The sequence below is a fragment of the Enterobacter cloacae complex sp. 2015409 genome, from assembly GCF_041365315.1.
Lineage (GTDB): Bacteria > Pseudomonadota > Gammaproteobacteria > Enterobacterales > Enterobacteriaceae > Enterobacter > Enterobacter pseudoroggenkampii.
Genome location: NZ_JBFTVM010000001.1, coordinates 306,010 through 329,869, shown reverse-complemented (window position 1 = coordinate 329,869; position 23,860 = coordinate 306,010). Strand labels below are relative to the sequence as shown.

General features: G+C 55.8%; 21 protein-coding genes. 4 read left to right on the top strand and 17 right to left on the bottom strand.

Annotated features, from left to right (window positions below):
• Window positions 1–71: 71 nt before the first annotated feature.
• The 3 genes from menF to ACDO57_RS01525 all read right to left on the bottom strand — a co-directional run bounded on the left by menF (window position 72) and on the right by ACDO57_RS01525 (window position 2,274).
• Complete coding sequence (menF, locus tag ACDO57_RS01535; RefSeq protein ID WP_370883436.1) at window positions 72–1,367, bottom strand: isochorismate synthase MenF; 1,296 nt, start codon at window positions 1,365–1,367, stop codon at window positions 72–74.
• Window positions 1,368–1,453: 86 nt separating this feature from the next.
• Window positions 1,454–1,759, bottom strand: a complete 306-nt coding sequence (gene elaB, locus ACDO57_RS01530) for a stress response protein ElaB (protein WP_008500219.1) — start codon at window positions 1,757–1,759, stop codon at window positions 1,454–1,456.
• Between the two features lie 53 nt (window positions 1,760–1,812).
• Window positions 1,813–2,274 carry a GNAT family N-acetyltransferase gene (locus ACDO57_RS01525; protein WP_048992437.1) on the bottom strand — a complete coding sequence of 154 codons (462 nt, stop codon included), beginning with the start codon at window positions 2,272–2,274 and terminating at the stop codon, window positions 1,813–1,815.
• Window positions 2,275–2,345: 71 nt separating this feature from the next.
• On the opposite strand from ACDO57_RS01525, the gene rbn reads away from it, so the two are divergent.
• Window positions 2,346–3,263, top strand: coding sequence for a ribonuclease BN (rbn, locus tag ACDO57_RS01520; RefSeq protein WP_370883435.1), 918 nt, complete (start codon window positions 2,346–2,348; stop codon window positions 3,261–3,263).
• A gap of 64 nt (window positions 3,264–3,327) precedes the next feature.
• The gene (locus tag ACDO57_RS01515; RefSeq protein ID WP_024908219.1) at window positions 3,328–4,332 is read left to right on the top strand and encodes a chemotaxis protein; all 1,005 of its coding nucleotides are present in this window, start codon (window positions 3,328–3,330) and stop codon (window positions 4,330–4,332) included.
• Window positions 4,333–4,424: 92 nt separating this feature from the next.
• Here ACDO57_RS01515 and nuoN read toward each other — a convergent pair whose 3' ends face one another.
• The 14 genes from nuoN to lrhA form a co-directional block, all read right to left on the bottom strand.
• Window positions 4,425–5,882: an NADH-quinone oxidoreductase subunit NuoN gene (gene nuoN, locus ACDO57_RS01510; RefSeq protein WP_061714719.1), complete on the bottom strand. Its 1,458-nt coding sequence runs from the start codon at window positions 5,880–5,882 to the stop codon at window positions 4,425–4,427.
• A 6-nt stretch (window positions 5,883–5,888) separates the two neighbouring features.
• On the bottom strand, window positions 5,889–7,418 hold the full coding sequence (nuoM, locus tag ACDO57_RS01505; protein WP_024908970.1) for an NADH-quinone oxidoreductase subunit M: 1,530 nt from the start codon (window positions 7,416–7,418) through the stop codon (window positions 5,889–5,891).
• A gap of 76 nt (window positions 7,419–7,494) precedes the next feature.
• Entirely contained in the window at window positions 7,495–9,336 is a 1,842-nt protein-coding gene (gene nuoL, locus ACDO57_RS01500) for an NADH-quinone oxidoreductase subunit L (protein WP_024908969.1), read from the bottom strand.
• Complete coding sequence (gene nuoK / locus ACDO57_RS01495) at window positions 9,333–9,635, bottom strand: NADH-quinone oxidoreductase subunit NuoK (protein WP_003861496.1); 303 nt, start codon at window positions 9,633–9,635, stop codon at window positions 9,333–9,335. Before nuoK ends, nuoL begins: the two co-directional genes overlap by 4 nt.
• Window positions 9,632–10,186 (bottom strand): NADH-quinone oxidoreductase subunit J, encoded by a 555-nt coding sequence (gene nuoJ, locus ACDO57_RS01490; protein WP_008500212.1) that lies wholly within the window; start codon window positions 10,184–10,186, stop codon window positions 9,632–9,634. Before nuoJ ends, nuoK begins: the two co-directional genes overlap by 4 nt.
• Before the next feature lie 10 nt (window positions 10,187–10,196).
• Window positions 10,197–10,739, bottom strand: coding sequence for an NADH-quinone oxidoreductase subunit NuoI (gene nuoI, locus ACDO57_RS01485; protein WP_003861491.1), 543 nt, complete (start codon window positions 10,737–10,739; stop codon window positions 10,197–10,199).
• Between the two features lie 13 nt (window positions 10,740–10,752).
• Window positions 10,753–11,730 (bottom strand): NADH-quinone oxidoreductase subunit NuoH, encoded by a 978-nt coding sequence (gene nuoH, locus ACDO57_RS01480; protein ID WP_008500211.1) that lies wholly within the window; start codon window positions 11,728–11,730, stop codon window positions 10,753–10,755.
• A complete protein-coding gene (gene nuoG / locus ACDO57_RS01475) occupies window positions 11,727–14,450 on the bottom strand; it encodes an NADH-quinone oxidoreductase subunit NuoG (RefSeq protein WP_370883434.1) in 2,724 nt (907 codons plus the stop codon). Before nuoG ends, nuoH begins: the two co-directional genes overlap by 4 nt.
• A gap of 55 nt (window positions 14,451–14,505) precedes the next feature.
• Window positions 14,506–15,843 (bottom strand): NADH-quinone oxidoreductase subunit NuoF, encoded by a 1,338-nt coding sequence (nuoF, locus tag ACDO57_RS01470; RefSeq protein WP_008500209.1) that lies wholly within the window; start codon window positions 15,841–15,843, stop codon window positions 14,506–14,508.
• Window positions 15,840–16,340, bottom strand: a complete 501-nt coding sequence (nuoE, locus tag ACDO57_RS01465) for an NADH-quinone oxidoreductase subunit NuoE (protein ID WP_006176513.1) — start codon at window positions 16,338–16,340, stop codon at window positions 15,840–15,842. Before nuoE ends, nuoF begins: the two co-directional genes overlap by 4 nt.
• A 2-nt stretch (window positions 16,341–16,342) precedes the next feature.
• Entirely contained in the window at window positions 16,343–18,145 is a 1,803-nt protein-coding gene (gene nuoC, locus ACDO57_RS01460) for an NADH-quinone oxidoreductase subunit C/D (protein WP_023312537.1), read from the bottom strand.
• A gap of 89 nt (window positions 18,146–18,234) precedes the next feature.
• Window positions 18,235–18,909 (bottom strand): NADH-quinone oxidoreductase subunit NuoB, encoded by a 675-nt coding sequence (gene nuoB, locus ACDO57_RS01455; protein WP_003861482.1) that lies wholly within the window; start codon window positions 18,907–18,909, stop codon window positions 18,235–18,237.
• A gap of 15 nt (window positions 18,910–18,924) precedes the next feature.
• A complete protein-coding gene (nuoA, locus tag ACDO57_RS01450) occupies window positions 18,925–19,365 on the bottom strand; it encodes an NADH-quinone oxidoreductase subunit NuoA (RefSeq protein ID WP_014171000.1) in 441 nt (146 codons plus the stop codon).
• A gap of 630 nt (window positions 19,366–19,995) precedes the next feature.
• Window positions 19,996–20,934: a transcriptional regulator LrhA gene (gene lrhA, locus ACDO57_RS01445; protein WP_021241557.1), complete on the bottom strand. Its 939-nt coding sequence runs from the start codon at window positions 20,932–20,934 to the stop codon at window positions 19,996–19,998.
• Between the two features lie 938 nt (window positions 20,935–21,872).
• Between lrhA and alaA the strand changes: the two genes are divergently transcribed.
• Window positions 21,873–23,087, top strand: coding sequence for an alanine transaminase AlaA (alaA, locus tag ACDO57_RS01440; RefSeq protein WP_008500204.1), 1,215 nt, complete (start codon window positions 21,873–21,875; stop codon window positions 23,085–23,087).
• Between the two features lie 118 nt (window positions 23,088–23,205).
• Window positions 23,206–23,805 (top strand): 5'-deoxynucleotidase, encoded by a 600-nt coding sequence (yfbR, locus tag ACDO57_RS01435; RefSeq protein ID WP_024908967.1) that lies wholly within the window; start codon window positions 23,206–23,208, stop codon window positions 23,803–23,805.
• Window positions 23,806–23,860 lie beyond the last annotated feature (55 nt).

Below are 23,860 nucleotides of genomic sequence, written 5' to 3'. Positions count from 1 at the left end.
AGAATGCGACACAGTATAAATAATAGAAAAAATTGGAATTTTGATATGAATCGGGATTGCGCGATTCAGTATTAATCCCTTAGGAGCAGAGAGCGCAATCCGGCCGCTTTGTTTTCGATCTCCTGCCACTCCTGTTCCGGGTCAGACCCGCTGACAATGCCGGCACCGGCATAGAGCCGCAGGGAGTCATCCTGGACGCGGGCGGAGCGCAACGCCACGCAGAACTCACTCTGATCGGGGGATAAATACCCGGCAGAACCGGCGTACCACTCGCGGTTAAAGGGCTCAACCTTCTGGATAAACTCGCGCGCAGGCTGTCGGGGTAATCCGGCTACGGCCGCGGTCGGCTGTAGCATGAGCAGACACTGCTCATCATCGGCCTGTTTGAGCTCGGTCCAGATACAGCGGCGCAAATGCTGCACTTTACGCAGGCGCACCACCTGAGGGGGCAGTACCTCAAGCGTCTGCGTGTAGTGCTGAAGACGCTGACAGATATCTTCCACGACCAGCATATTTTCGCGCTGGTTTTTATCGTCGTTAAGCAACCACTCGCCGAGACGCTGCGCCTGGCTATCATCGGTATGGCTGGCAACGGTGCCCGCCAGCGCTTCCGTGCGTAGCAGCGTGCCGCGCCGCCGCCAGAGACGCTCGGGCGTCGAGCCAAGAAACGCGTTGCTGGCGTCGAATACCATGCAGAAATGGTAGCAGTGTAAATTCAGGGCGCGGCTGGCCGCCATCAGCGCGACAGGGTTAACGCGCTGCGTGAACTGCAGATCGGTTGCCCGGGCGAGAACCACTTTTTCAAAATCACCGCGCGCGATGGTCTCCGTCGCCCTGCGGATAAGTTTTAGCCATTCGGCCTGCTGCGGCTGATGGGTTTCGTGCTCAACCTGAACGGACAGTGGACGGATAGATCTCGCAGGACGGAGCTGCTGTAAAAAATCCCGCGCGGCGTGGGCATCCTCCTCAAGCGAGCGGTCGCTCCACAGCTGCAGGCGCAGCGTGGCGGTGCCGGCGGTGCGTCGCCAGAGCAGCCGCGGTAAAAAGAGGCTGCTCTGCTCCGGATTAAAGGCGTTCAGGCCGCAGATGCGGGTATCACCTGCCGCGTTTTGCTCGCGCAAAAACTGCGAGGCTAACGCCAGAGAAGGAAATTGGGTGACAGCCCCCAGCGCGGCCAGCTCTTCATCGCCGTTACGCTGCTGCCAGTAAAACTGCGGATAACACTGCTGCTCGCCCAGCCAGGCGAGGGGATCGAAGGCGTCGTTTAACGGGAAAGAGACGTCGAAATGACGTATGCCGGGTGCTGCGGGTAACGCTTGCGATAGCTGGGTACGCAGTTGCTCCAGCGCGAGGAAAATCGAATTCACGCGAACCTCTCCCTGTTAAAGCCTCGTATTATACGGGGTACTGACCATAAATAGCAGTACCCACGTATAGGGAGTGGTTAAACGGCTTAACGACGGGCTAACAGCAGCCCCAGCACCAGGCCTACGGCAGCACCCACTCCAATGCCCTGCCACGGTTTTTCATGCACGTAATCATCGGCACGGTACACCGCTTTTTTGGCGCGGTAGTAGTAGGTATCAGACGCATGGCTGACGCGGTTTTTCACTTCATGCAGCGCCTGTTCGGCGCGGGCTTTTAGCTCAATATATTTCTGATCGGCAGGGTCGCCCGAGGAACGTAACACCTCTTCCAGCGTTTCGCTCAGTAAGGCCAGGTCGTCGTCGATACGGGTATCCCAGGATTGAAATGACATATTTTTCTCCATGTTAGTACACCAGTCCGCTAACTATAGCCAACGACTCGTCATTACGCCTGCTTCGCTTCCCGCGCCATGCCGATGTGGGGAATGCCGTCTTCATCGTACACCTCGGTGACGGGCACGAAGCCAAAGTGGCCGTAGAAGGACTGCAGGTGCGCCTGCGCGCCCAGGTATAACGCTTTGTCCGGCCACTGTTTCTGGCACGCCTCCAGCGTTTTCTCCATCAGCTGATAGCCGAGTTTTTCACCACGCGCTTTGCCGCTGATGATGACGCGGCCAATGACAACAGGCTCAAAATCGTCTTCGCTTTTCAGAATCCTCGCATACGCCACCAGCTCGTTATCCCGCCAGCCGAGGATATGGCGGTTCTCGCCGACGAGGTCATCGCCGTCGATGTCCTGATACGGGCAGGTCTGTTCAACCACAAACACTTCGCAGCGCAGCTTCAGCAGGGCGTAAAGTGAATGAACGGTGAGGTCACTATGGTGTAAATCTTGCCACTGGATCATGTCAGTCTCCTTCCTGGGGTTCATCACGTTATACTAAACCCCTCCCCGTTCGGCAAAGGGCTGATTGCGTTATGGAACTGATTTTTCTGGGTACGTCCGCTGGCGTGCCAACCCGCTCACGGAACGTGACGGCGATCCTGCTGGATCTTAAACACCCCACCCGCGGCGGGCTGTGGCTGTTTGACTGTGGTGAAGGGACGCAGCATCAGCTGTTACACACCGCTTATCACCCCGGCAAGCTGGATAAAATTTTTATCACCCATCTGCATGGCGACCATCTGTTTGGCCTTCCCGGCCTGCTGTGCAGCCGCTCGATGGCCGGTAACGCCAACCCGCTGACGATTTACGGGCCTGCGGGTATTCGTGAATTTATTGAAACCACGCTGCGCCTGAGCGGGTCATGGACCGATTATCCGCTGGAGGTCGTTGAGATTACCAAAGGCCTGGTATTCGATGACGGGGATTATCGGGTTACTGCTCAACCACTTAATCATCCAGTGGAATGCTATGGCTACCGTATTGAAGCGCATGACAAACCCGGCGCGTTGGACGCCGCCGCGCTGATGGCCGATGGCGTAAAACCTGGACCGCTGTTCCAGCGCCTGAAGCACGGTGAGACCGTCACGCTGGAGGACGGGCGCGTCATCAACGGTCAGGATTATCTCGCCGCCCCACAGCCCGGCAAAAAGCTGGCGATTTTTGGCGATACGGCCCCGTGCCCGGCGGCGCTCACGCTGGCCCAGGGCGTGGACGTGATGGTGCATGAAGCGACGCTTGAAACGGCGATGGAAGAGAAAGCCAACAGTCGGGGCCATAGCTCCACGCGTCAGGCGGCGCAGCTTGCCCGTGATGCGGGCGTCGGGAGGCTCATCGTCACCCACGTCAGCTCGCGCTACGACGCGCGGGGATGCGCAAGCCTGCTAGCAGAGTGCCGCACGCTGTTTCCGGAATGTGAGCTGGCCGAAGATTTCGCTCAGGTCAGCGTTTAGTCCTTCATTTTTCCCTCAGGATGCCGATAACGATTAAAAGGTCAGCATTTCTCTCGAGGGTAGAATGGATAATTTCCAGAAAGATATTGATGACAGGGCGAATCTGACCCTGTCGAACCGTTTTGAACTGTTGCTGTTCCGTCTTGGCACCTCTCTGAACGAAAATAAATCTGAGCTGTTTGGCATTAACGTCTTTAAGCTGCGTGAAATTGTGCCGATGCCGGAGTTCACGAAACCCGCCGGGATGAAGTCACCGCTGATGGGAATGGTCAATATTCGCGATCAGGTGATCCCGGTGATTGACCTGGCCGCCGTGGCGGGCTGTAAGCCCACCACCGGGCTGAACATTCTGCTGATCACCGAATATGCGCGCAGCGTGCAGGCGTTTGCCGTGGAATCGGTTGAGAACATCATGCGTCTGGACTGGAAGCAGGTGCACGCGGCGGAAACCGCCGTCAGCGGCCGCTACATCACCAGTATCGCGTGTCTTGACGAGAAGACCGATACCAACGATCTGGCGATGGTGCTGGACGTTGAGCAGATCCTGTATGACATCACCCCGGCCAATCACGATCTGCACGCCACGAACCTGAAGACCACCAAATTCCATATCAAGCCAGGCGCTGTCGCCATCGTCGCGGAAGACTCCAAAGTGGCGCGCTCGATGCTGGAGAAAGGTCTGCAGGCAATGGAGATCCCGGCCCAGCTGCATATCACCGGCAAAGAAGCGTGGGAGAAAATTGGCGTGCTGGCGGCACAGGCCCAGGCTGAAGGGGTTCCCATCACCGATAAGATCGCGCTGGTGCTGACCGACCTCGAAATGCCAGAAATGGACGGCTTTACGCTGACGCGCAAAATCAAAACCGACCCGGTACTGAAAGATATTCCGGTGGTGATCCACTCTTCCCTTTCCGGCAACGCCAACGAAGACCATATTCGTAAGGTGAAAGCGGACGGGTATGTGGCGAAGTTTGAGCTGAACGAGCTGTCGTCAGTGATTGAGGAAGTGCTGGACCGCTCGATGAAGAAGATTGACGGGCCGTTGATTAGCCGGAAGCAGCTGGCTTAAGCATGGTGCGGGCTGGTGCCCTCACCCCGGCCCTCTCCCACGGGGAGAGGGAGAAAACCATAAAAAAACCCGCCGAGGCGGGTTTTTTGTCTTTACATTAATGGCATTGCTCGCTGCACGATCTCAATCAGCGGTTGCGGATAGATACCGAAGATGAGCACCAGCAGCGCGGAGATAAGCACTACGATACCACCGGCGCTGTACTGCCAGTTGGTTGGGGCATCGCGGTTGAGCTGCTGAGGCGCGCTCAGGTACAGGCTCACGGCCACGCGCAGGTAGTAGTAGAGACCAATCGCGGAGCCGATCACCACGCCCGCAGTCAGCCACCACAGGTGCGCCTGCACACCGACGGCCAGCACGTAGAACTTACCGATAAAGCCGAGCGTCATCGGAATACCTGCCAGAGAGAGCATCATCACCGTCATCACTGCGGACAGGATCGGACGGTGCCAGAACAGACCACGGTAGGAGAACAGTGAATCGGCATCCGGACCACGGTACGGACTGGACATCAGGCTCACCACGCCGAAGGCGCCGAGGCTGCTGAACAGGTAACCGGCCAGATAGACGCCCACGGCTTCCATCGACATCTCACCGCTCTGCAGCGCAATCAGCGCCACCATCAGGTAGCCCAGATGAGAGATAGACGAGTAGCCCAGCAGACGCTTGATGTTGGTCTGGCTCAGCGCCATCAGGTTACCGAAGATGATGGAGACGAACGCGATAATGCCCAGCACCACGCGAACCGCTTCGCTGTCACCCACTGGTGCGTACAGGAACAGACGCATGACCACACCGAAGATAGCGATTTTGCTCGCCGTCGCCAGGAAGGTCGACACCGGAGCCGGAGCGCCCTGGTATACGTCTGGCGTCCACAGGTGGAACGGAACCAGAGAGAGTTTAAAGCCGAGACCAACGATCATCATGCCCAGACCCGCCAGCAGCAGCGGCTCATGCAGCATGCCGTCACCGAGGCTCTTGCCGAGCGCCATGAAGGAGAGGTTACCGGACTGTGCGTACACCAGCGCAATACCAAACAGCAGGAACGAGGACGCCGCCGCAGACAGGATGGTGTACTTGATGCTTGCTTCCAGGGAGCGCTTCTGGCGGAAGGCGTAACCAATCAGACCGAACAGCGGCAGAGAGATCAGCTCAATGCCGAGGAACAGCGCGGCCAGGTGGTTCGCATTCGCCAGCAGAATGCCGCCCAGCGCGGCAATCAGAACCAGCAGGTAAAACTCTTCTTTGTTGTCGTTGTAGCCTTCGAGCCACGGGTACGCAAAGGTACAGGTTGCCAGGCTCGCCAGCAGCACCAGACCGGTATACAGCATGGCGTAACCGTCAACGCGCATCAGCGGGGTGACGTCCATCGCCCCACCCTGACCAACAAACCAGAGAGAGACTAACGCGGCGTTCAGGCCGATGACCGACAGCGTGGCATTCAGGAAGTGATTGCGTCGCCACGCAATGGAGAGCATCACAACCACCACCGTCAATCCGACGATCAGCAGCGGTAGCAGCGCGATCAGTTGTTGTGGAGTTATTGTCATGGCGAATTACGGCCTTGTAGTAGAAACAGAATTAACAAACCACTGCTGGATATTGCCCATCGCGCTGTGCGAGGTATCCAGAATCGGCTGCGGGAAGAAGCCCAGCAGCACCAGCAGTACGACCAGCAGCAGGATGATGAACAGCTCACGCAGCGACATCCCCGGCAGTTCTTGTGCAGCAATTTCGCTCTTCGCTTTACCGAAGTACGCGCGGTGCAGCATCGCCAGCGAGTAGACGGAAGCGAACACCAGACCAAAGGTGGAGATCACGGTAATCACCGGTACCACTTTGAAGCTGCCGAAAAGAATCATAAATTCGCCGACGAAGTTACCGGTACCCGGCATCCCCAGAGTCGCCACCGCGAAGAACATGGAGAGCGCTGGCAGCCACTTAATTTTGCTCCACAGGCCGCCCATCATACGCATGTCACGGGTGTGCAGACGTTCATACAGCTGGCCGCACAGGATGAAGAGACCGGCTGCGGACAGACCGTGCGCAATCATCTGGATCACCGCCCCCTGGTACGCCAGCTGGCTGCCGGTGTAGATAGCAATCAGCACGAAGCCCATGTGGGAAACGGAGGTGTAGGCAATCAGACGCTTGATGTCGTACTGCGTGAAGGCCATCCAGGCACCGTAGAAGATACCGATCACACCCAGCCACATGGCAATCGGTGCGAATTCTGCGGAGGCGTTCGGGAACAGCGGCAGAGCGAAACGCAGCAGACCGTAGGCCGCCGTTTTCAGCAAGATGCCCGCCAGGTCAACGGAACCCGCCGTTGGTGCCTGAGAGTGCGCGTCTGGCAGCCAGCCGTGCAGCGGAACCACCGGCATTTTCACCGCGAAGGCGATGAAGAAGCCCAGCATCAGCAGGTATTCAACGCCGTGGGACATTGGCGTCTTCAACAGTTCTTCGTAGTTGAAGGTCCAGGTTCCGGTCGCGTTATGGTGAACAAACACCAGCGCCAGAATGGCAATCAACATCACCAGACCACTCGCCTGGGTATAGATGAAGAACTTGGTTGCCGCCGTGATACGCGTTTTACCGTCGGACGCCTTGTGGCCCCACAGCGCGATCAGGAAGTACATCGGCACCAGCATCATCTCCCAGAAGAAGAAGAACAGGAACATGTCGATGGCAAGGAACACGCCGATCACGCCGCCCAGGATCCACATCAGGTTCAGGTGGAAGAAGCCCTGGTATTTTTCGATTTCACGCCAGGAGCAGAGTACCGCCAAAACACCGAGCAGACCGGTCAGCACCACCATCAGCAGCGACAGACCGTCAATCGCCAGGTGGATCGTAATGCCGAAACGTGGGATCCACGGCAGGATGAACTCAGACTGCCACTGCGGAATGCCCGCAGACTGGGTCAGTGAGTAACCGCCCTGCAACCACAGTTGCAGGCCAAGCGCGAGCGTCAATCCCATGGTGATCAGCGCAATCCAGCGCGGCATCTTCACGCCAAAGCGTTCAGTCTGCCAGCACAGGAAGCCGCCGATGAAGGGAATTAATATTAGCCAGGGTAGTAACATGGCGATTTACATTCCTTTTTAAGGCCCCCAGCAGGGGCCTGATTTTCAACGAATTCGAATAAAATTCACTTAACGATCAACGCAACACCATCAGCAGCGCCAGCACGACAACCGCACCGATGCTCATGGACGCCACATACCAGCGCAGGTAACCGTTCTCGCTGTACAGCAGGCCTTTACCTGCAAAGCGGGAGAGGATCGCCGGGATATTCATCAGGCTGTTCAGTGGGTCGCGCTTCACCAGCCACGCAATGCCCAGGAACGGCTTAACGAAGATCATGTCGTACAGCCAGTCGAAGCCCCACGCGTTGTACCACCAGGTGCCCAGCAGGCGGCCTGGCGCACTGTTGGCAACGGCAGTCACCAGCGTACGTTTGCCCAGCCACAGCCATGCAGCGATCAGGATGCCCGCGATAGCGACCACACCGGAGGTGATTTCAAGCGTCAGAACGCGACCGTGCTCAAGCTCGGTGGTGTCTGGCAGTACGCCCTGCAGCGGCGGCACAATCATCGCGCCAACGAAGGTGGACAGTACCAGCAGCACAATCAGCGGCAGGTGGTGGGTAATCCCCTTCCCTGCGTGAGCGTGAATTTGTTCTTTACCGTGGAATACGATGAAAATCATACGGAAGGTATACAGGGAGGTCATGAACGCACCGACCAGACCCGCAACCATCAGATTGATATGACCATTCGCCATGGCACCCGCAAGGATTTCGTCCTTACTGAAGAAGCCCGCGGTGATCAGCGGCAGTGCCGCCAGCGCCGCGCCGCCCACCAGGAAGCAGACATAAACCAGCGGAATGGACTTACGCAGTCCGCCCATCTTGAAGATGTTCTGCTCGTGATGGCAGGCCAGAATCACCGAACCGGATGAGAGGAACAGCAGCGCTTTAAAGAACGCGTGCGTCATCAGGTGGAAAATGGCTGCGTCCCACGCCTGAACGCCCAGCGCCAGGAACATGTAACCAATCTGGCTCATGGTGGAGTACGCGAGAACGCGTTTGATGTCGGTCTGCACCAGCGCGGCAAAGCCTGCCAGCACCAGCGTGACCGCACCGACGATACCCACCAGATGCAGAATTTCCGGGGTCATCAGGAACAGGCCATGGGTACGCGCAATCAGGTAGACACCGGCGGTAACCATGGTCGCAGCGTGGATCAGCGCGGAGACAGGGGTTGGACCCGCCATCGCGTCGGCCAGCCATGTCTGCAATGGCAGCTGCGCGGATTTACCCACGGCACCACCCAGCAGCATCAGCGTTGCCCACCACAGCATGTTATTGCCTGCGGCGAAGTGCGCTGGCGCCAGTTCCACCATTTCGCGGAAGTTCAGCGTGCCCAGTTCGTTGTAAAGAATGAACAGCGCGAAAGCGAGGAAGACGTCACCCACGCGGGTCACGATGAACGCTTTCATGGCCGCTGCGCCATTCTTCGGATCGGTATAGTAGAAACCGATCAGCAGGTAAGAACACAGACCCACGCCTTCCCAGCCCAGATACATCAGCAGCAGGTTATCGGCCAGCACCAGAACCACCATGCTGGCGATAAACAGGTTGGTGTAGGCGAAGAAGCGGGAGTACCCCTCTTCACCGCGCATATACCAGGAGGCGAACATGTGGATCAGGAAGCCAACGCCGGTAACCACGGAAAGCATGGTCAGCGAGAGGCCGTCCAGCACCAGGTTGAAACCGATGTTGAAATCACCGACCGACATCCACGTCCACAGCGGCACGCTGAAAGGCTGACGCCCGTTGTTAAAGAAGTCGATACCCGCATACGCTGTCACCAGCGCGGCCAGGCCAACAGAGCCCATGCCGACGGTTGCAGACAGATTCTCAGACCAGCGGCCGCGAGAAAACGCCAGCAGCACGAAGCCAATCAGCGGGAAAATAATGGTTAAGGCAAGCATGTTCATCCACGCAACTCACTTACTGAATCGATGTTCAGATTCTGGCGGCGACGATGGAGCTGCAGCAACAGCGCCAGGCCAATACTCGCTTCGGCAGCCGCGAGGCTGATGGCGAGAATGTACATCACCTGACCATCGGTCTGGCCCCAGTAGCTTCCGGCGACCACGAAGGCCAGCGCGGAGGCGTTAATCATGATTTCCAGCCCGATCAGCATAAACAGCAGATTGCGGCGGATAACCAGACCGGTCAGACCCAGAACGAATAAAATCGCAGCGAGGATCAGTCCATGTGTTAAGGGGATCATGCGCGCTCCTCCGTTTTTCTTTTCGCGCGGTCGTCAGTGCGGTTGCTCAGCACCTCGCCAGCACGCTCTTCGCGGCCAACGTGGAAAGCCACAACCAGACCTGCCAGCAGCAGCATTGAGGCCAGTTCCACTGCCAGAACGTATGGGCCAAAGAGCGTGATACCGACCTCTTTCGCGCCAATCGGCGTGCCGTCGATGCCCTGATCGTTAACACCCAGAATGGCGTAAACGATCACCACCAGCATGATGGCCGACAGAATTGCCGGGCCAATCCACACCTGCGGTTTTAACCACTGACGTTCCTGCTCAATTTCAGAGCCGCCCAGGTTCAGCATCATCACCACGAACACGAACAGCACCATAATGGCCCCGGCGTAGACGATGATTTCCAGCGCACCGGCGAAGTGCGCGCCCAGTGCAAAGAACACCCCGGAAATGGCCAGCAGCGAGATGATTAAGTACAGCAGCGCATGCACCGGATTGGTGTGCGTGATCACTCGCAGCGTAGCCAGGATGGCGATAAGGCCACAGATATAAAAAGCGAATTCCATTGCCCTCTCCTTACGGTAACAGGCTCTTGACGTCGATAGGCTTAGCTTCGTTCTCTGCTTCGCCCTTATCTTTGCCGTCGATTGCCATACCCGCCATCCGGTAGAAGTTATATTCCGGGTATTTGCCCGGACCGGAAATCAGCAGATCCTCTTTCTCGTACACCAGGTCCTGACGCTTGTACTCACCCAGCTCGAAGTCTGGAGTCAGCTGAATCGCCGTGGTTGGGCACGCTTCTTCACACAGACCGCAGAAGATGCAGCGTGAGAAGTTGATGCGGAAGAACTCAGGGTACCAGCGGCCGTCTACCGTCTCGGCTTTCTGCAGAGAGATACAGCCGACCGGGCACGCTACCGCACACAGGTTACAGGCGACGCAGCGCTCGGAACCGTCCGGGTCGCGCGTCAGCACGATACGGCCACGGTAGCGCGGCGGCAGATATACCGGCTCTTCCGGGTACATCCGGGTTTCGCGTTTGGCAAACGCGTGCAGGCCGATCATCCAGATACTGCGTACCTGGGTACCGAAGCCTACCAGTAATTCTTTTAAGGTCATGGTCTATTGCCCCTTATGGCTGCTGCCAGAGAATGACAGCGGCCGTTACCAACAAGTTGACGAGCGTCAGCGGCAGGCACACTTTCCAGCCGAAGGACATTACCTGGTCATAACGCGGACGCGGTAACGCTGCGCGAATCAAAATGAACATCATCATGAAGAACGCGGTTTTCAGCGCGAACCAGATGAACGGCGGTAAGAACGGGCCATGCCAGCCACCGAAGAACAGCGTTACCATCAACGCGGAAATGGTGACGATACCGATGTACTCGCCCACGAAGAACAGACCGAATTTCATACCGGAATATTCGATGTGGTAACCGTCGGCCAGTTCCTGTTCGGCTTCTGGCTGGTCAAACGGGTGACGGTGACACACTGCCACGCCCGCGATGGCAAAGGTAATAAACCCAAAGAACTGCGGAATAACGTTCCAGATGTCGGCCTGGTTGTTGACGATGTCGGTCATGTTGAATGAACCGGCCTGCGCCACCACGCCCATCAGGGAGAGACCCAGGAACACTTCGTAGCTCAGGGTCTGCGCGGAAGCACGCATCGCACCCAGCAGCGAGTATTTGTTGTTACTGGACCAGCCTGCGAACAGGACCGCGTAAACCGCGAGGCCTGCCATCATCAGGAAGAACAGAATGCCGATGTTCAGGTCAGCGACCACCCAGGTCGGGCTGACCGGCACGATAGCAAACGCCAGCAGCAGCGAGGTGAAGGCGATCATCGGTGCCAGAGTAAAGATCACGCGATCCGAGAAGCGCGGGATCCAGTCCTCTTTAAAGAACATCTTGATCATGTCCGCGACCAGCTGGAGTGAACCACCCCAGCCCACGCGGTTCGGTCCGTAACGGTTCTGGAACAGACCGAGCAGACGACGTTCACCAAAGCTCATGAACGCACCGCAGGTGACCACCACCAGCAGGATAACAATCGCTTTCAGAATGCTCAGCAGGATGTCGATAAGATCCGGCGTTAACCAACTCATGCTTTTGCCTCCTGCAGATTATCAAGACGCGCACCCGCCAGAACCGGCGCGATGCCAGGCATACCCATCGGCAGACCGACCTGCCCTGCTGTCAGGCTTTCAGAAATAATCAGCGGCAGGCTGATGGTCTGGCCGTCATAGCTAAAGGCGATGTTCACACCCGCGTTAACGCCAAGCTTCGCGGCATCCGCCGGGTTAAGCTTGATGTACGGCTGCGGCATACGGGTCTGGAAGACCGGTGAACGCTGGGACAGCTCGTCGCTACCGAACAGGTGGTAGTACGGCGCAATACGCCAGCTACCGTCCTGCGCCTGGAAGCTCGCCGGTACGGTGGTGAAGAAGTCCAGACCGGTTTCGGAAGCTTCAATCAGACGCACGCCCGGATCGCCGTGGCGCAGGGAGCCGCCCACTTCAGCCTGGAACTTGTTCCATGCCTGCGGGGAGTTCCAGCCCGGTGCCCATGCGAACGGGATTTGCGAACGCGGTGCAGACGGCTGGTTGTTCCCTTCCATGGAGAAGGCGAACATGGTGTCTTTATCCTGCGGCTGGCGCGGTTCGTGCACGCTGATATTGGCGCGCATTGCGGTACGGCCGCTGTAACGGTGCGGTTCACGCGCCAGTTTCTGGCCGCGAATGCGGAAGCTCGCTTCAGGCGCGGCATCTTTAATGCCTGCCAGCTGAGGCAGTTTTTCCACCACCGCGTCGATAACGTGGTCGAGCTGCGTCCAGTCCACTTCACGGCTCTGCACGGTGCTGTGCAGGGAGTGCAGCCAGCGCCAGCTTTCCAGCATCACGGTGTTGCTGTCGTAGTAAGACGGGTCATAAACCTGGAAGAAACGCTGGGCGCGGCCTTCGTTGTTGATAACGGTACCGTCGCTTTCTGCGAAGCTTGCCGCAGAGAGCACCAGGTGCGCTTTGTCCATAATCGCGGTGCGCTGATGGTCAATCACCATCACCAGCGGCGCTTTGGAGAGCGCGGCGTCAACGCGAGCGGCAGAAGCATGACGATGCAGGTCGTTTTCCAGCACCACCACGGCGTCAGCAGAACCGGATTCCAGTTCGCTTAACGCAGCTTCCAGCGAGCCGCCGCCAATCATGCCCAGACCAATGCTGTTCACCGCACGGGCAATCATGGTCACACCGACGTCAGCACCGCGGCCTTTCAGGGCTTTGGCCACGTTGGCTGCGGCCTGAATGATCTCTGCGCTACCGGCGTTGGTACCGGAAATAATCAGTGGTTTCTTCGCACCGGCCAGGGCCTGAACAATCACGTCAACCTTGTTTTGCAGGTCGCGATCCAGCTCAACGGCCGGTGAGTTGTTGTCCAGCGCGTGGGCAATCGCAAAACCAAGACGCGCCTGATCTTCAACCGGTGCGCAGTAGGTCCACGCCGCGATATCGTCCAGACGGGTATTGTCGACGTTGGTCACAAACAGAGGATGCTTCGCGCGCTGACCGATGTTCAGGATCGCCGCAATCTGCCAGTCAGCCACTTTTTGCGCCGCCGCCATTTCACGTGCTTTACCCTTCACCGCCTGACGAACCGCCAGAGCCGCGCGGGCGCCTGTCTGGGTCAGGTCTTCACCCAGCACCAGGACCGCATCATAGGATTCGATTTCGCGCAGCGCAGGGGTATGGATACCGCCTTCACGCAGCACTTTCAGTACCAGCTGCAGACGTTCCTGCTCGCCCTGGGCGATGCCGGTATAGAAGTTTTCCGCCCCGACCAGCTCGCGCAGCGCGAAGTTGCTTTCGATGCTGGCGCGCGGGGAGCCGATACCGATCACTTTCTTCGACTGGCGCAGAATATCTGCCGCGCCCTGCATCGCCTGTTCTGCGTTCAGGGTAATGAAATCGTCGCCACGGCGCTGAACCGGCTGACGCGGACGGTCTTTCAGGTTCACATAGCCATAGCCGAAACGACCGCGGTCGCACAGGAAGTAGTGGTTAACGGTACCGTTGTAGCGGTTTTCGATACGACGCAGTTCGCCGTAGCGCTCACCCGGGCTGGTGTTACAGCCGAGGGAACACTGCTGGCAGATGCTTGGCGCAAACTGCATGTCCCATTTACGGTTGTAACGCTCGGAGTGAGTTTTATCCGTGAAGACGCCGGTCGGGCAGATTTCTACCAGGTTACCGGAGAATTCGCTCTCCAGCACGCCGTCTTCCGGACGACCGAAGTAGACGTTGTCATGCGCGCCATACACGCCCAGATCCTGACCGTCTGCATAGTCTTTGTAGTAACGCACGCAGCGATAGCAGGCGATGCAGCGGTTCATTTCGTGAGAGATGAACGGCCCCAGATCCTGGTTACGGTGGGTACGCTTGGTAAAGCGATAGCGACGGAAGCTGTGACCGGTCATCACGGTCATATCCTGAAGGTGGCAGTTACCGCCCTCTTCACAAACCGGACAGTCGTGCGGGTGGTTGGTCATCAACCACTCCACCACGCTTTCGCGGAACTGTTTGGCTTCTTCGTCATCAATCGAAATAAAGGTGCCTTCGGTGGCTGGCGTCATACAGGACATCACCAGGCGACCACGCGTGTCTTCCGCGTTTTGATATTGCTTCACCGCACACTGGCGGCAAGCACCGACGCTGCCCAGCGCCGGATGCCAGCAAAAGTACGGAATATCGAGGCCAAGAGACAGACAAGCTTCCAGCAGGTTGTCCGCCCCGTTGACTTCGTATTCTTTGCCGTCTACATGAATCGTAGCCATTAGCATGCTTCCAGTTGGCTCGGTCGAAACCGAGCGTTAATCAAAATTCTTGTCGTTACCAGCGCGCTTTAAGCAGGTTCGGCTGAATCCCATTGATCGCATGGGTATTGCTGAACGGCTGCTTGATGCCTGCTTCGAACTCGTCGCGGAAATATTTGATCGCGCTCTGCAGAGGTTCGACGGCACCCGGTGCGTGGGCACAGAAGGTTTTACCCGGGCCTAAGAATCGACACAGTTGCTCAAGTGTTTCGATATCGCCAGGCTGGCCTTCGCCACGTTCGATTGCACGCAGGATCTTCACGCTCCACGGCAGACCATCACGGCACGGTGTACACCAGCCGCAGGACTCACGGGCGAAGAACTCTTCCAGGTTACGCACCAGCGACACCATGCCGATCTCGTGGTCGACGGCCATCGCCAGCGCCGTACCCAGACGGCTGCCTGCTTTACCAATGCTTTCGAATTCCATCGGCAGGTCAAGGTGGGCTTCGGTCAGGAAGTCTGTCCCTGCCCCACCCGGCTGCCAGGCTTTGAATTTCAGGCCATCGCGCATGCCGCCGGCGTAGTCTTCAAGAATTTCGCGCGCGGTGGTACCGAACGGCAGTTCCCAGACGCCAGGATTTTTCACGCGACCGGAGAAGCCCATCAGCTTGGTACCGGCATCTTTGCTTGAGGAGATGCCCTGATACCACTCCACGCCGTTCGCGAGGATAGCCGGAACGTTACACAGGGTTTCGACGTTGTTTACGCAGGTCGGTTTCCCCCACACGCCTGAGCTGGCCGGGAACGGTGGCTTGGAACGCGGGTTCGCGCGGCGGCCTTCCAGGGAGTTAATCAGCGCGGTCTCTTCACCGCAGATATAACGCCCGGCACCGGTGTGCACGAACAGTTCGAAGTCAAAGCCGGTGCCCAGGATGTTTTTGCCCAGCAGGCCCGCTTCGGTGGCTTCGGCAATCGCGCGGCGCAGGTTTTCCGCCGCTTCGATGTACTCACCGCGCAAGAAGATGTAGCCACGGTACGCTTTCAGCGCAAACGCGGAGATCAGCATGCCTTCCACCAGCAAGTGCGGCAGCTGCTCCATCAGCAGGCGGTCTTTATAGGTGCCCGGCTCCATTTCATCGGCGTTACACAGCAGGTAACGGATGTTCATGGATTCGTCTTTTGGCATCAGGCTCCACTTCAGACCGGTGGAGAAGCCCGCGCCGCCGCGGCCTTTCAGGCCAGACTCTTTTACCGCGTTAACGATGTCGTCCGGCGCCATGCCGCCAAGGGCTTTACGCGCGCCGGCATAGCCGTTTTTGCTCTGGTATTCGTCGAGCCATACCGGCTGTTTGTCATCGCGCAGACGCCAGGTCAGCGGATGCGTCTCAGCAGTACGAATTACAGTTTTCATTTGTACTGCTCCAGCAGGTCAGGAATCGCTTCCGGCGTCAGATGGCTGTGAGTGTCCTCATCAATCATCATGGTCGGCCCCTTGTCGCAGTTACCCAGGCAGCAGGTTGGCAGCAGAGTAAAGCGTCCATCGAACGTGGTCTGGCCCGGCTTGATATTGAGCTTCTTCTCAATCGCAGCCTGAATGCCCTGATAACCGGTGATGTGGCAGACAACGCTGTCACAGTAGCGGATCACATGGCGGCCTACCGGCTGACGGAAGATTTGGCTGTAGAACGTGGCTACGCCTTCTACGTCACTTGCCGGAATACCCAGCACTTTCGCGATCTCATAGATCGCCCCATCCGGCACCCAACCACGCTGTTTCTGTACGATTTTCAGCGCTTCAATGGACGCCGCACGCGGGTCTTCGTAGTGGTGCATCTCGTGCTCAATAGCGGCACGTTCTGCTTCACTCAGCTCAAAAGCCTCGGTTTGTGGTTGTTGATTCTCGTGCATAATTAGCGGTCCACATCTGACATAACAAAATCGATACTACCCAGATACACAATCAGGTCGGAGACCAGACTGCCGCGGATGGCGGACGGGATCTGCTGCAGGTGCGCAAAGCTCGGCGTACGCACGCGGGTACGGTAGCTCATGGTGCTGCCGTCACTGGTCAGGTAGTAACTGTTAATACCCTTGGTCGCTTCAATCATCTGGAAGGATTCTTGCGCCGGCATGACCGGACCCCAGGAAACCTGCAGGAAGTGGGTGATCAGGGTTTCGATATGTTGCAGCGTGCGCTCTTTCGGTGGCGGCGTCGTCAGCGGGTGATCCGCCTTGAACGGGCCTTCCGGCATGTTGTTGAGGCACTGCTCAAGGATGCGCAGACTCTGGCGCAGCTCTTCTACTTTCAGCATCACGCGGGTGTAGCAGTCGGAAACACCGCCGCCCACCGGGACTTCAAAGTCGAAGTTCTCATAGCCAGAGTAAGGACGGGCTTTACGCACGTCGAAATCAATACCGGTCGCACGCAGACCTGCACCAGTCGTCCCCCACTCCAGCGCTTCTTTCGCGCCGTAGGCAGCAACGCCCTGGGAACGGCCTTTCAGGATGGTATTGCGCAGCGCGGCTTTCTCATAAGAGGCCAGACGTTTTGGCATCCAGTCGAGGAATTCACGCAGCAGACGGTCCCAGCCGCGCGGCAGATCGTGTGCCACACCGCCGATACGGAACCAGGCCGGGTGCATACGGAAACCGGTAATCGCTTCCACCAGATCGTAGATTTTCTGACGGTCGGTAAAGGCGAAGAAGACCGGGGTCATCGCGCCGACGTCCTGAATGAAGGTGGAGATATACAGCAGGTGGCTGTTGATACGGAACAGCTCTGACAGCATGACGCGAATCACGTTAACGCGATCCGGCGTAACGATACCCGCCAGTTTCTCAACGGCCAGCACGTATGGCATCTCGTTGACGCAGCCGCCGAGGTACTCAATACGGTCGGTATACGGAATGTAGCTGTGCCAGGACTGACGCTCGCCCATCTTCTCAGCACCACGGTGGTGGTAACCGATGTCAGGTACGCAGTCGACAATCTCTTCGCCATCAAGCTGAAGAATAATACGGAATGCACCGTGCGCAGACGGGTGGTTTGGACCGAGGTTGAGGAACATGAAGTCCTCGTTGTCGGTACCGCGCTTCATGCCCCAGTCTTCCGGTTTGAAGGTCAGCGCTTCCATCTCCAGATCCTGCTTGGCTTTGGTCAGCTCAAACGGATCGAATTCGGTGGCACGTGCCGGGTAGTCTTTACGCAGCGGGTGGCCTGTCCAGGTCTGCGGCATCATGATGCGCGTCAGGTGCGGGTGGCCGTCAAAGGTCATGCCGAACATTTCCCAGGTTTCACGCTCGTACCAGTTGGCGTTCGGGAAAAGTTTGGTGATCGTCGGCAGATGCATGTCGTTTTCAGACAATGCCACCTTGAGCATGATATCCGTATTACGGTCTATTGAGATCAGGTGGTAGAAAACGGAAAAATCCGCAGCAGGGAGACCCTGGCGGTGGGTACGCAGACGTTCATCCATGCCGTGTAAGTCAAACAGCATGACGTACGGTTTTGGCAATTTCTTGAGGAAATCGACAACTTCCAGCAATTGCTCACGCTTCACCCAAACAACGGGTACCCCGGTGCGGGTAGCCTGAACAGTAAAGGCATCCGGCCCAAAACGGTTGCGCAGTTCGCCAATGACTGGGTCATCCAGATGATCCCGGGTCTGCCAGGCGGCTTCTTGCGCGGTTAAGTCGGTCATATTGTTCACCATTGCAAATGGTCCGTGGTGACTGTTGAGCCTGGCTTCGCGCTATTTGAGTAGTGATATGCGAAGGTGTTCTCCAGGCCTACAGGCGCAAATTAAATTTCGTCAGGCGTACGCAGATTGGTGACGGCAATACGTTCACCACGTTTACGCTCGCGCTCAGACTGCATGTTCGCGCGATACACACCCTGATCGCCAACAACCCACGACAGTGGGCGACGTTCTTTACCGATAGACTCCTGCAGCAGCATCAGCGCCTGCATGTAAGCTTCCGGACGTGGCGGACAACCCGGGATGTACACATCCACTGGGATAAATTTATCTACGCCCTGCACGACGGAATAGATGTCGTACATACCGCCAGAGTTAGCACATGCGCCCATGGAGATAACCCATTTAGGCTCCAGCATCTGGTCATAAAGACGCTGAATAACAGGTGCCATCTTGGTAAAGCAGGTACCGGCTACCACCATCAGGTCAGCCTGACGTGGTGAAGCACGCAGTACCTCGGCCCCAAAACGCGCAACGTCATGCACCGCAGTGAATGACGTCACCATTTCAACGTAGCAGCAAGAAAGGCCAAAGTTGTACGGCCAGATGGAGTTCTTACGACCCCAGTTGACCATATCGTGCATGGCATGTTCGAGTTTGCCCATGTACACGCTTTTATTGACTTCTTGCTCCAGGGGGTCGGTTACGATCTCCTGTTTTTGCAGGGGGTAACGGTCATTCTCACCGTTAGGATCTATGCGGGTGAGCGTATAATCCATCTTATTGCCTCGCTGTTACTGCTGACGATTAGAGATACTGTTTTCCGGGTTGATGTGTTCACGACGTGAACGCGCAGGCGTCCAGTCAAGCGCGCCAATACGCACCAGATAAACCAGACCGGCCAGTAACACTAAAATGAAAATTGCGGCCTCGACAAAGCCCACCCAACCACTTTCGCGGATGGACGTTGACCATGCGAAAAGGTAAAGCGCTTCCACGTCGAAGATGACGAAGAACATGGCTACCAGATAGAACTTGGCAGACAGGCGTAAGCGAGCGGAACCTACTGAATCAATACCTGATTCGAAAGGTGTGTTTTTGTGCCTTGCACGGGCGCGACCGCCCAGGAACCAGCCGCCGACTAACATCAGGCAGCACAGGCCAATGGCTACAATAAGAAAGATTGCGAATGCCCAGTGATGAGCGATGACTTCTGTGGATGTTGACATACTCATTGCTTACTCATCAAAAGTGATACCAACGACACTGCTCTTGCTGGCAGATGGGCATCACATCGATTCATGGGGAGGAACAAATAACCTTACACTAACTGTCAGAAATGAGACGTAGACAGCAAAATGATGGGATTTTTTACTCCTTTCTATAACCTATTGTCAACTTTAACAAAGGTTTCTTCACATTAAATTACATCGAGCGATTCTCATTAACATTTGGTGCCCTTTAACCCTGGTGGGTGCATGACTTTCCGTCAAATGTATGTTGTTGAATCGTGTCCGTTTCGGAAGTAAAAAAAATAACCCTCCTATTTTGACAGGATTTGCCAACGATTCCTCCCCCCAAATAGGAGTATTTTCTTGATCTGTGACACGCTTTTGTTAATTCAACCAGGAAAACGGCAACATATTTCCTGTTTTTTTAACATGGGAGGTAGGTGGTTGAAGTTAGAACGGAAAACGGACAAGTTTTAAGCAAAAGCATTTAGCATGTTGATAAATATGAAGTATCCTGAAAACCCATACGCTATAAGCGGATATTTTTGCTAAAAAAAAGCCACTGCATGTGAAAATCACACGAGTGGCTTTTTTTTACACTTACATTTTGTTACCAGAATTTTGAGCAATCGATCACTCGAAATCCCCTTCAACGATCAGGGAATCATCCCCCCCTTCGGAGGTAACGCGTTCGAACTGCCACGGGTTATGGTAGTTTTCCATCGCCTCGAACACCACTTTGGCCAACTCGTTATGGCTGGACGAATTGTGGCAGAGCAGATACTCCGTATCCGGCAGCGCAGGAAGACCATCGGATTTTCCCAGGACGCGCAGATCGGGGCTCATCATCTCAACCGGACGGGCCGTCACACCCAGACCGGCCTTCACGGCAGCACGGACCGCTGGCAGCGTGGAAGCCACATACGCCAGACGCCACGGAATGTTGGCCTCATTCAGCGCCGTGAGCACCATATCGCGGAACGGGCTCGGGTCATCCAGTAAGACCAGTGGAACCGGCTCCCCTTTTTGCAGCACATATTCGGCCGCGCAATACCAGTGCGTAGGCGATGTACGCAGCGTCAGGCAGTCAAACTGCCCGGGACGATGCGTGGTGACCACCAGGTCGACTTTATTCTCATTTAACATCTCAACCATAAAGGCATTACGCTTTACGCTTACGTCCAGCGCAAGCTTCGGATAAACCGAACTAATACGATTGAGAAGAAACGGCAATATAGTATCCGCTGACTCATCAGATGCGCCTAACGTTAGCACCCCTTGAAGGTTGCTAAACATTAATGACATACATGCTTCATCATTAAAGCGAAGAATTTTCCTGGCATAACCCAGAAGCTGAATACCGTGTTCCGTTAAGAGCTTATTACGCCCATGACGCGCAAAAAGCTCTTTACCAACCAGTTGCTCCAGCCGCTGCATTTGCTGGCTGACGGCAGACTGAGTTCGGCAAACGGCGGCAGCAGCGGCTGCAAAAGTGTTGAGATCGGCGACCGCAACAAACGTTCTCAGCAGATCGAGGTCGAGATTCATTATCGGACGATTTGCATTTATCATATCTATTCACTTTCAGGTTGCTCGTGCGGAGCTGCCCGGGTTGAAGCTGTGTGTGTACAGTTAAGCAATTCCCTCTGAAGATTTTCCCTCGCATCCCGGCCCGGCAGACTGCCTGACAGATAGTTATTGTGCTGCTTTATATCAACAGTCAGAAAGCACGTTTCATGACGTTATTTTTATTCTCTTAAACGTTCAGGATATTTAGATGTTCGCAGGTTTATGTAAATTACATTAAAGGTATAACACCTTTTCTGCCATCTGTATCGCAGCGCTGTCAACGTAGCAGGAGATGTTCGACACATTCCAGCCAGAGATAACTCCAACAATAACAATCAATTAATGAGGAAAACCAGTCACAGATATACAAAAAACGTGTATCTGCACTCTGCTTTCCTGGAAGACATCTTAACCCAAATCCACTTTATTTATAAGTCTTATTGCAATATTGAGGATTAAAGAAGAATGTTAAGCTTCTAAACTAATTTTATTAGAATTAACTAAAGTTGCATTTTTTAGGTTAATAATAAATAAATTTTAATTTAGATTAAGACCATTCATTAATGGCACTTAACATTAATTTCACATGAGTAACTTTTAGCCACAGTATGCTATTACAGAAACAGGTATCAAGCATTCAGGTTTAACGAAATGTCACTCAGAGTGATTGCCACCTTTGTCCTGCTTCCCACCTATTTTCACCAGCACAATATACACAATTTTGACAAATGAATAGCACATTTAACCTAACATGGCACAGTGCGCACAACTTTAATCCAGCATAAAAGCATGCAAGCAGAGAAAAAGATTTATCAAAATTTTGCTGCCGACACAAAATCTTCTACTGCACACCCTTCAAAACGAAGCGAGGGGGGAGTACATTATTCCGTGCTGACTTCCACGGCAGGGAGTGGCAATCATAGCGAAAAGGTTAAAGGTTCATGTCCCCTATCGAAAAATCCAGCAAGCTAGATAACGTCTGTTATGACATCCGCGGCCCGGTTCTGAAAGAGGCAAAACGCCTTGAAGAAGAAGGCAACAAGGTTCTGAAACTCAACATTGGTAACCCTGCGCCATTTGGTTTTGAAGCGCCGGATGAAATTCTGGTTGATGTGATCCGCAACCTTCCTACTGCACAAGGCTATTGCGATTCAAAAGGACTTTACTCCGCACGTAAAGCCATCATGCAGCACTACCAGGCACGCGGTATGCGTGATGTTACCGTTGAAGATATCTATATCGGCAACGGCGTCTCCGAACTGATCGTGCAGGCGATGCAGGCGCTGCTGAACAGCGGTGACGAAATGCTGGTACCCGCGCCGGACTATCCGCTGTGGACGGCAGCCGTGTCACTGTCCAGCGGTAAAGCGGTGCACTACCTGTGCGACGAGTCCTCTGACTGGTTCCCGGACCTCGATGATATTCGCGCGAAAATTACGCCCCGCACGCGCGGCATCGTGATCATTAACCCGAACAACCCAACGGGCGCGGTATACTCGAAAGAGCTGCTGATGGAGATCGTCGAGCTGGCCCGTCAGCACAACCTGATCATTTTCGCCGACGAAATCTACGACAAGATCCTGTACGACGCGGCACAGCACCACTCAATCGCTGCGCTGGCCCCGGATCTGCTGACCGTCACCTTTAACGGCCTGTCTAAAACCTACCGCGTGGCCGGTTTCCGTCAGGGCTGGATGGTACTGAACGGTCCGAAAAAGCACGCCAAAGGCTATATTGAAGGGCTGGAGATGCTGGCCTCCATGCGTTTATGTGCCAACGTTCCGGCGCAGCACGCGATCCAGACGGCGCTGGGTGGCTATCAGAGCATTAGCGAGTTCATCGTTCCCGGTGGTCGCCTGTACGAACAGCGCAACCGTGCGTGGGAACTGATCAACGATATTCCGGGCGTCTCCTGCGTGAAGCCGAATGGCGCGCTCTACATGTTCCCGAAAATTGACGCGAAGCGCTTCAATATTCATGACGACCAGAAAATGGTGCTCGATTTCCTGCTGCAGGAAAAAGTGCTGCTGGTTCAGGGTACGGCGTTTAACTGGCCGTGGCCGGATCACGTGCGTATCGTGACGCTGCCGCGCGAAGATGATCTGGAAATGGCCATCAGCCGCTTCGGGCGCTTCCTCTCCGGTTATCATCAGTAACGCTGGCTTTCTGCCGGGTGGCGCTGCGCTTACCCGGCCTACAACACCTTCAGATTTGCATCTTCCCTCCCCTCCCCGCACAATGAACGCCTGTCGCAGTGAAGACAAAAGGTACCCTATGAGTCAGAGTCATTTCTTTGCCCACCTCTCGCGCCTGAAACTCATCAACCGCTGGCCGCTGATGCGCAATGTCCGCACGGAAAATGTGTCAGAGCACAGCCTGCAGGTTGCGATGGTCGCTCACGCGCTGGCCGCCATTAAAAACCGCAAATTCAACGGTCAGGTCAATCCAGAGCGCATTGCCCTGCTGGCGATGTACCACGATGCGTCAGAAGTGCTGACCGGCGATCTGCCTACGCCGGTAAAGTATTTCAACTCGCAGATTGCGCAGGAATATAAGGCCATCGAGAAAATTGCCCAGCAGAAGCTGATTGACATGGTGCCTGAAGAACTGCGCGACATCTTTGAGCCGCTCATCGATGAGCATCAGTACACGGAAGATGAAAAGTCGCTGGTCAAACAGGCCGACGCGCTCTGCGCCTACCTCAAGTGTCTGGAAGAGCTGTCCGCGGGGAATAACGAATTTTTACTGGCAAAAACGCGTCTGGAAAAAACGCTGGAATCCCGCCGCAGCGAAGAGATGGATTACTTTATGCAGGTGTTTGTGCCGAGCTTCCATCTGTCGCTGGATGAGATTAGCCAGGATTCGCCACTCTGATCTTCGCCCAGCGGTGCTGCGCTTGCAGGGCCTACGGGATTGCAGGCCGGGTAAG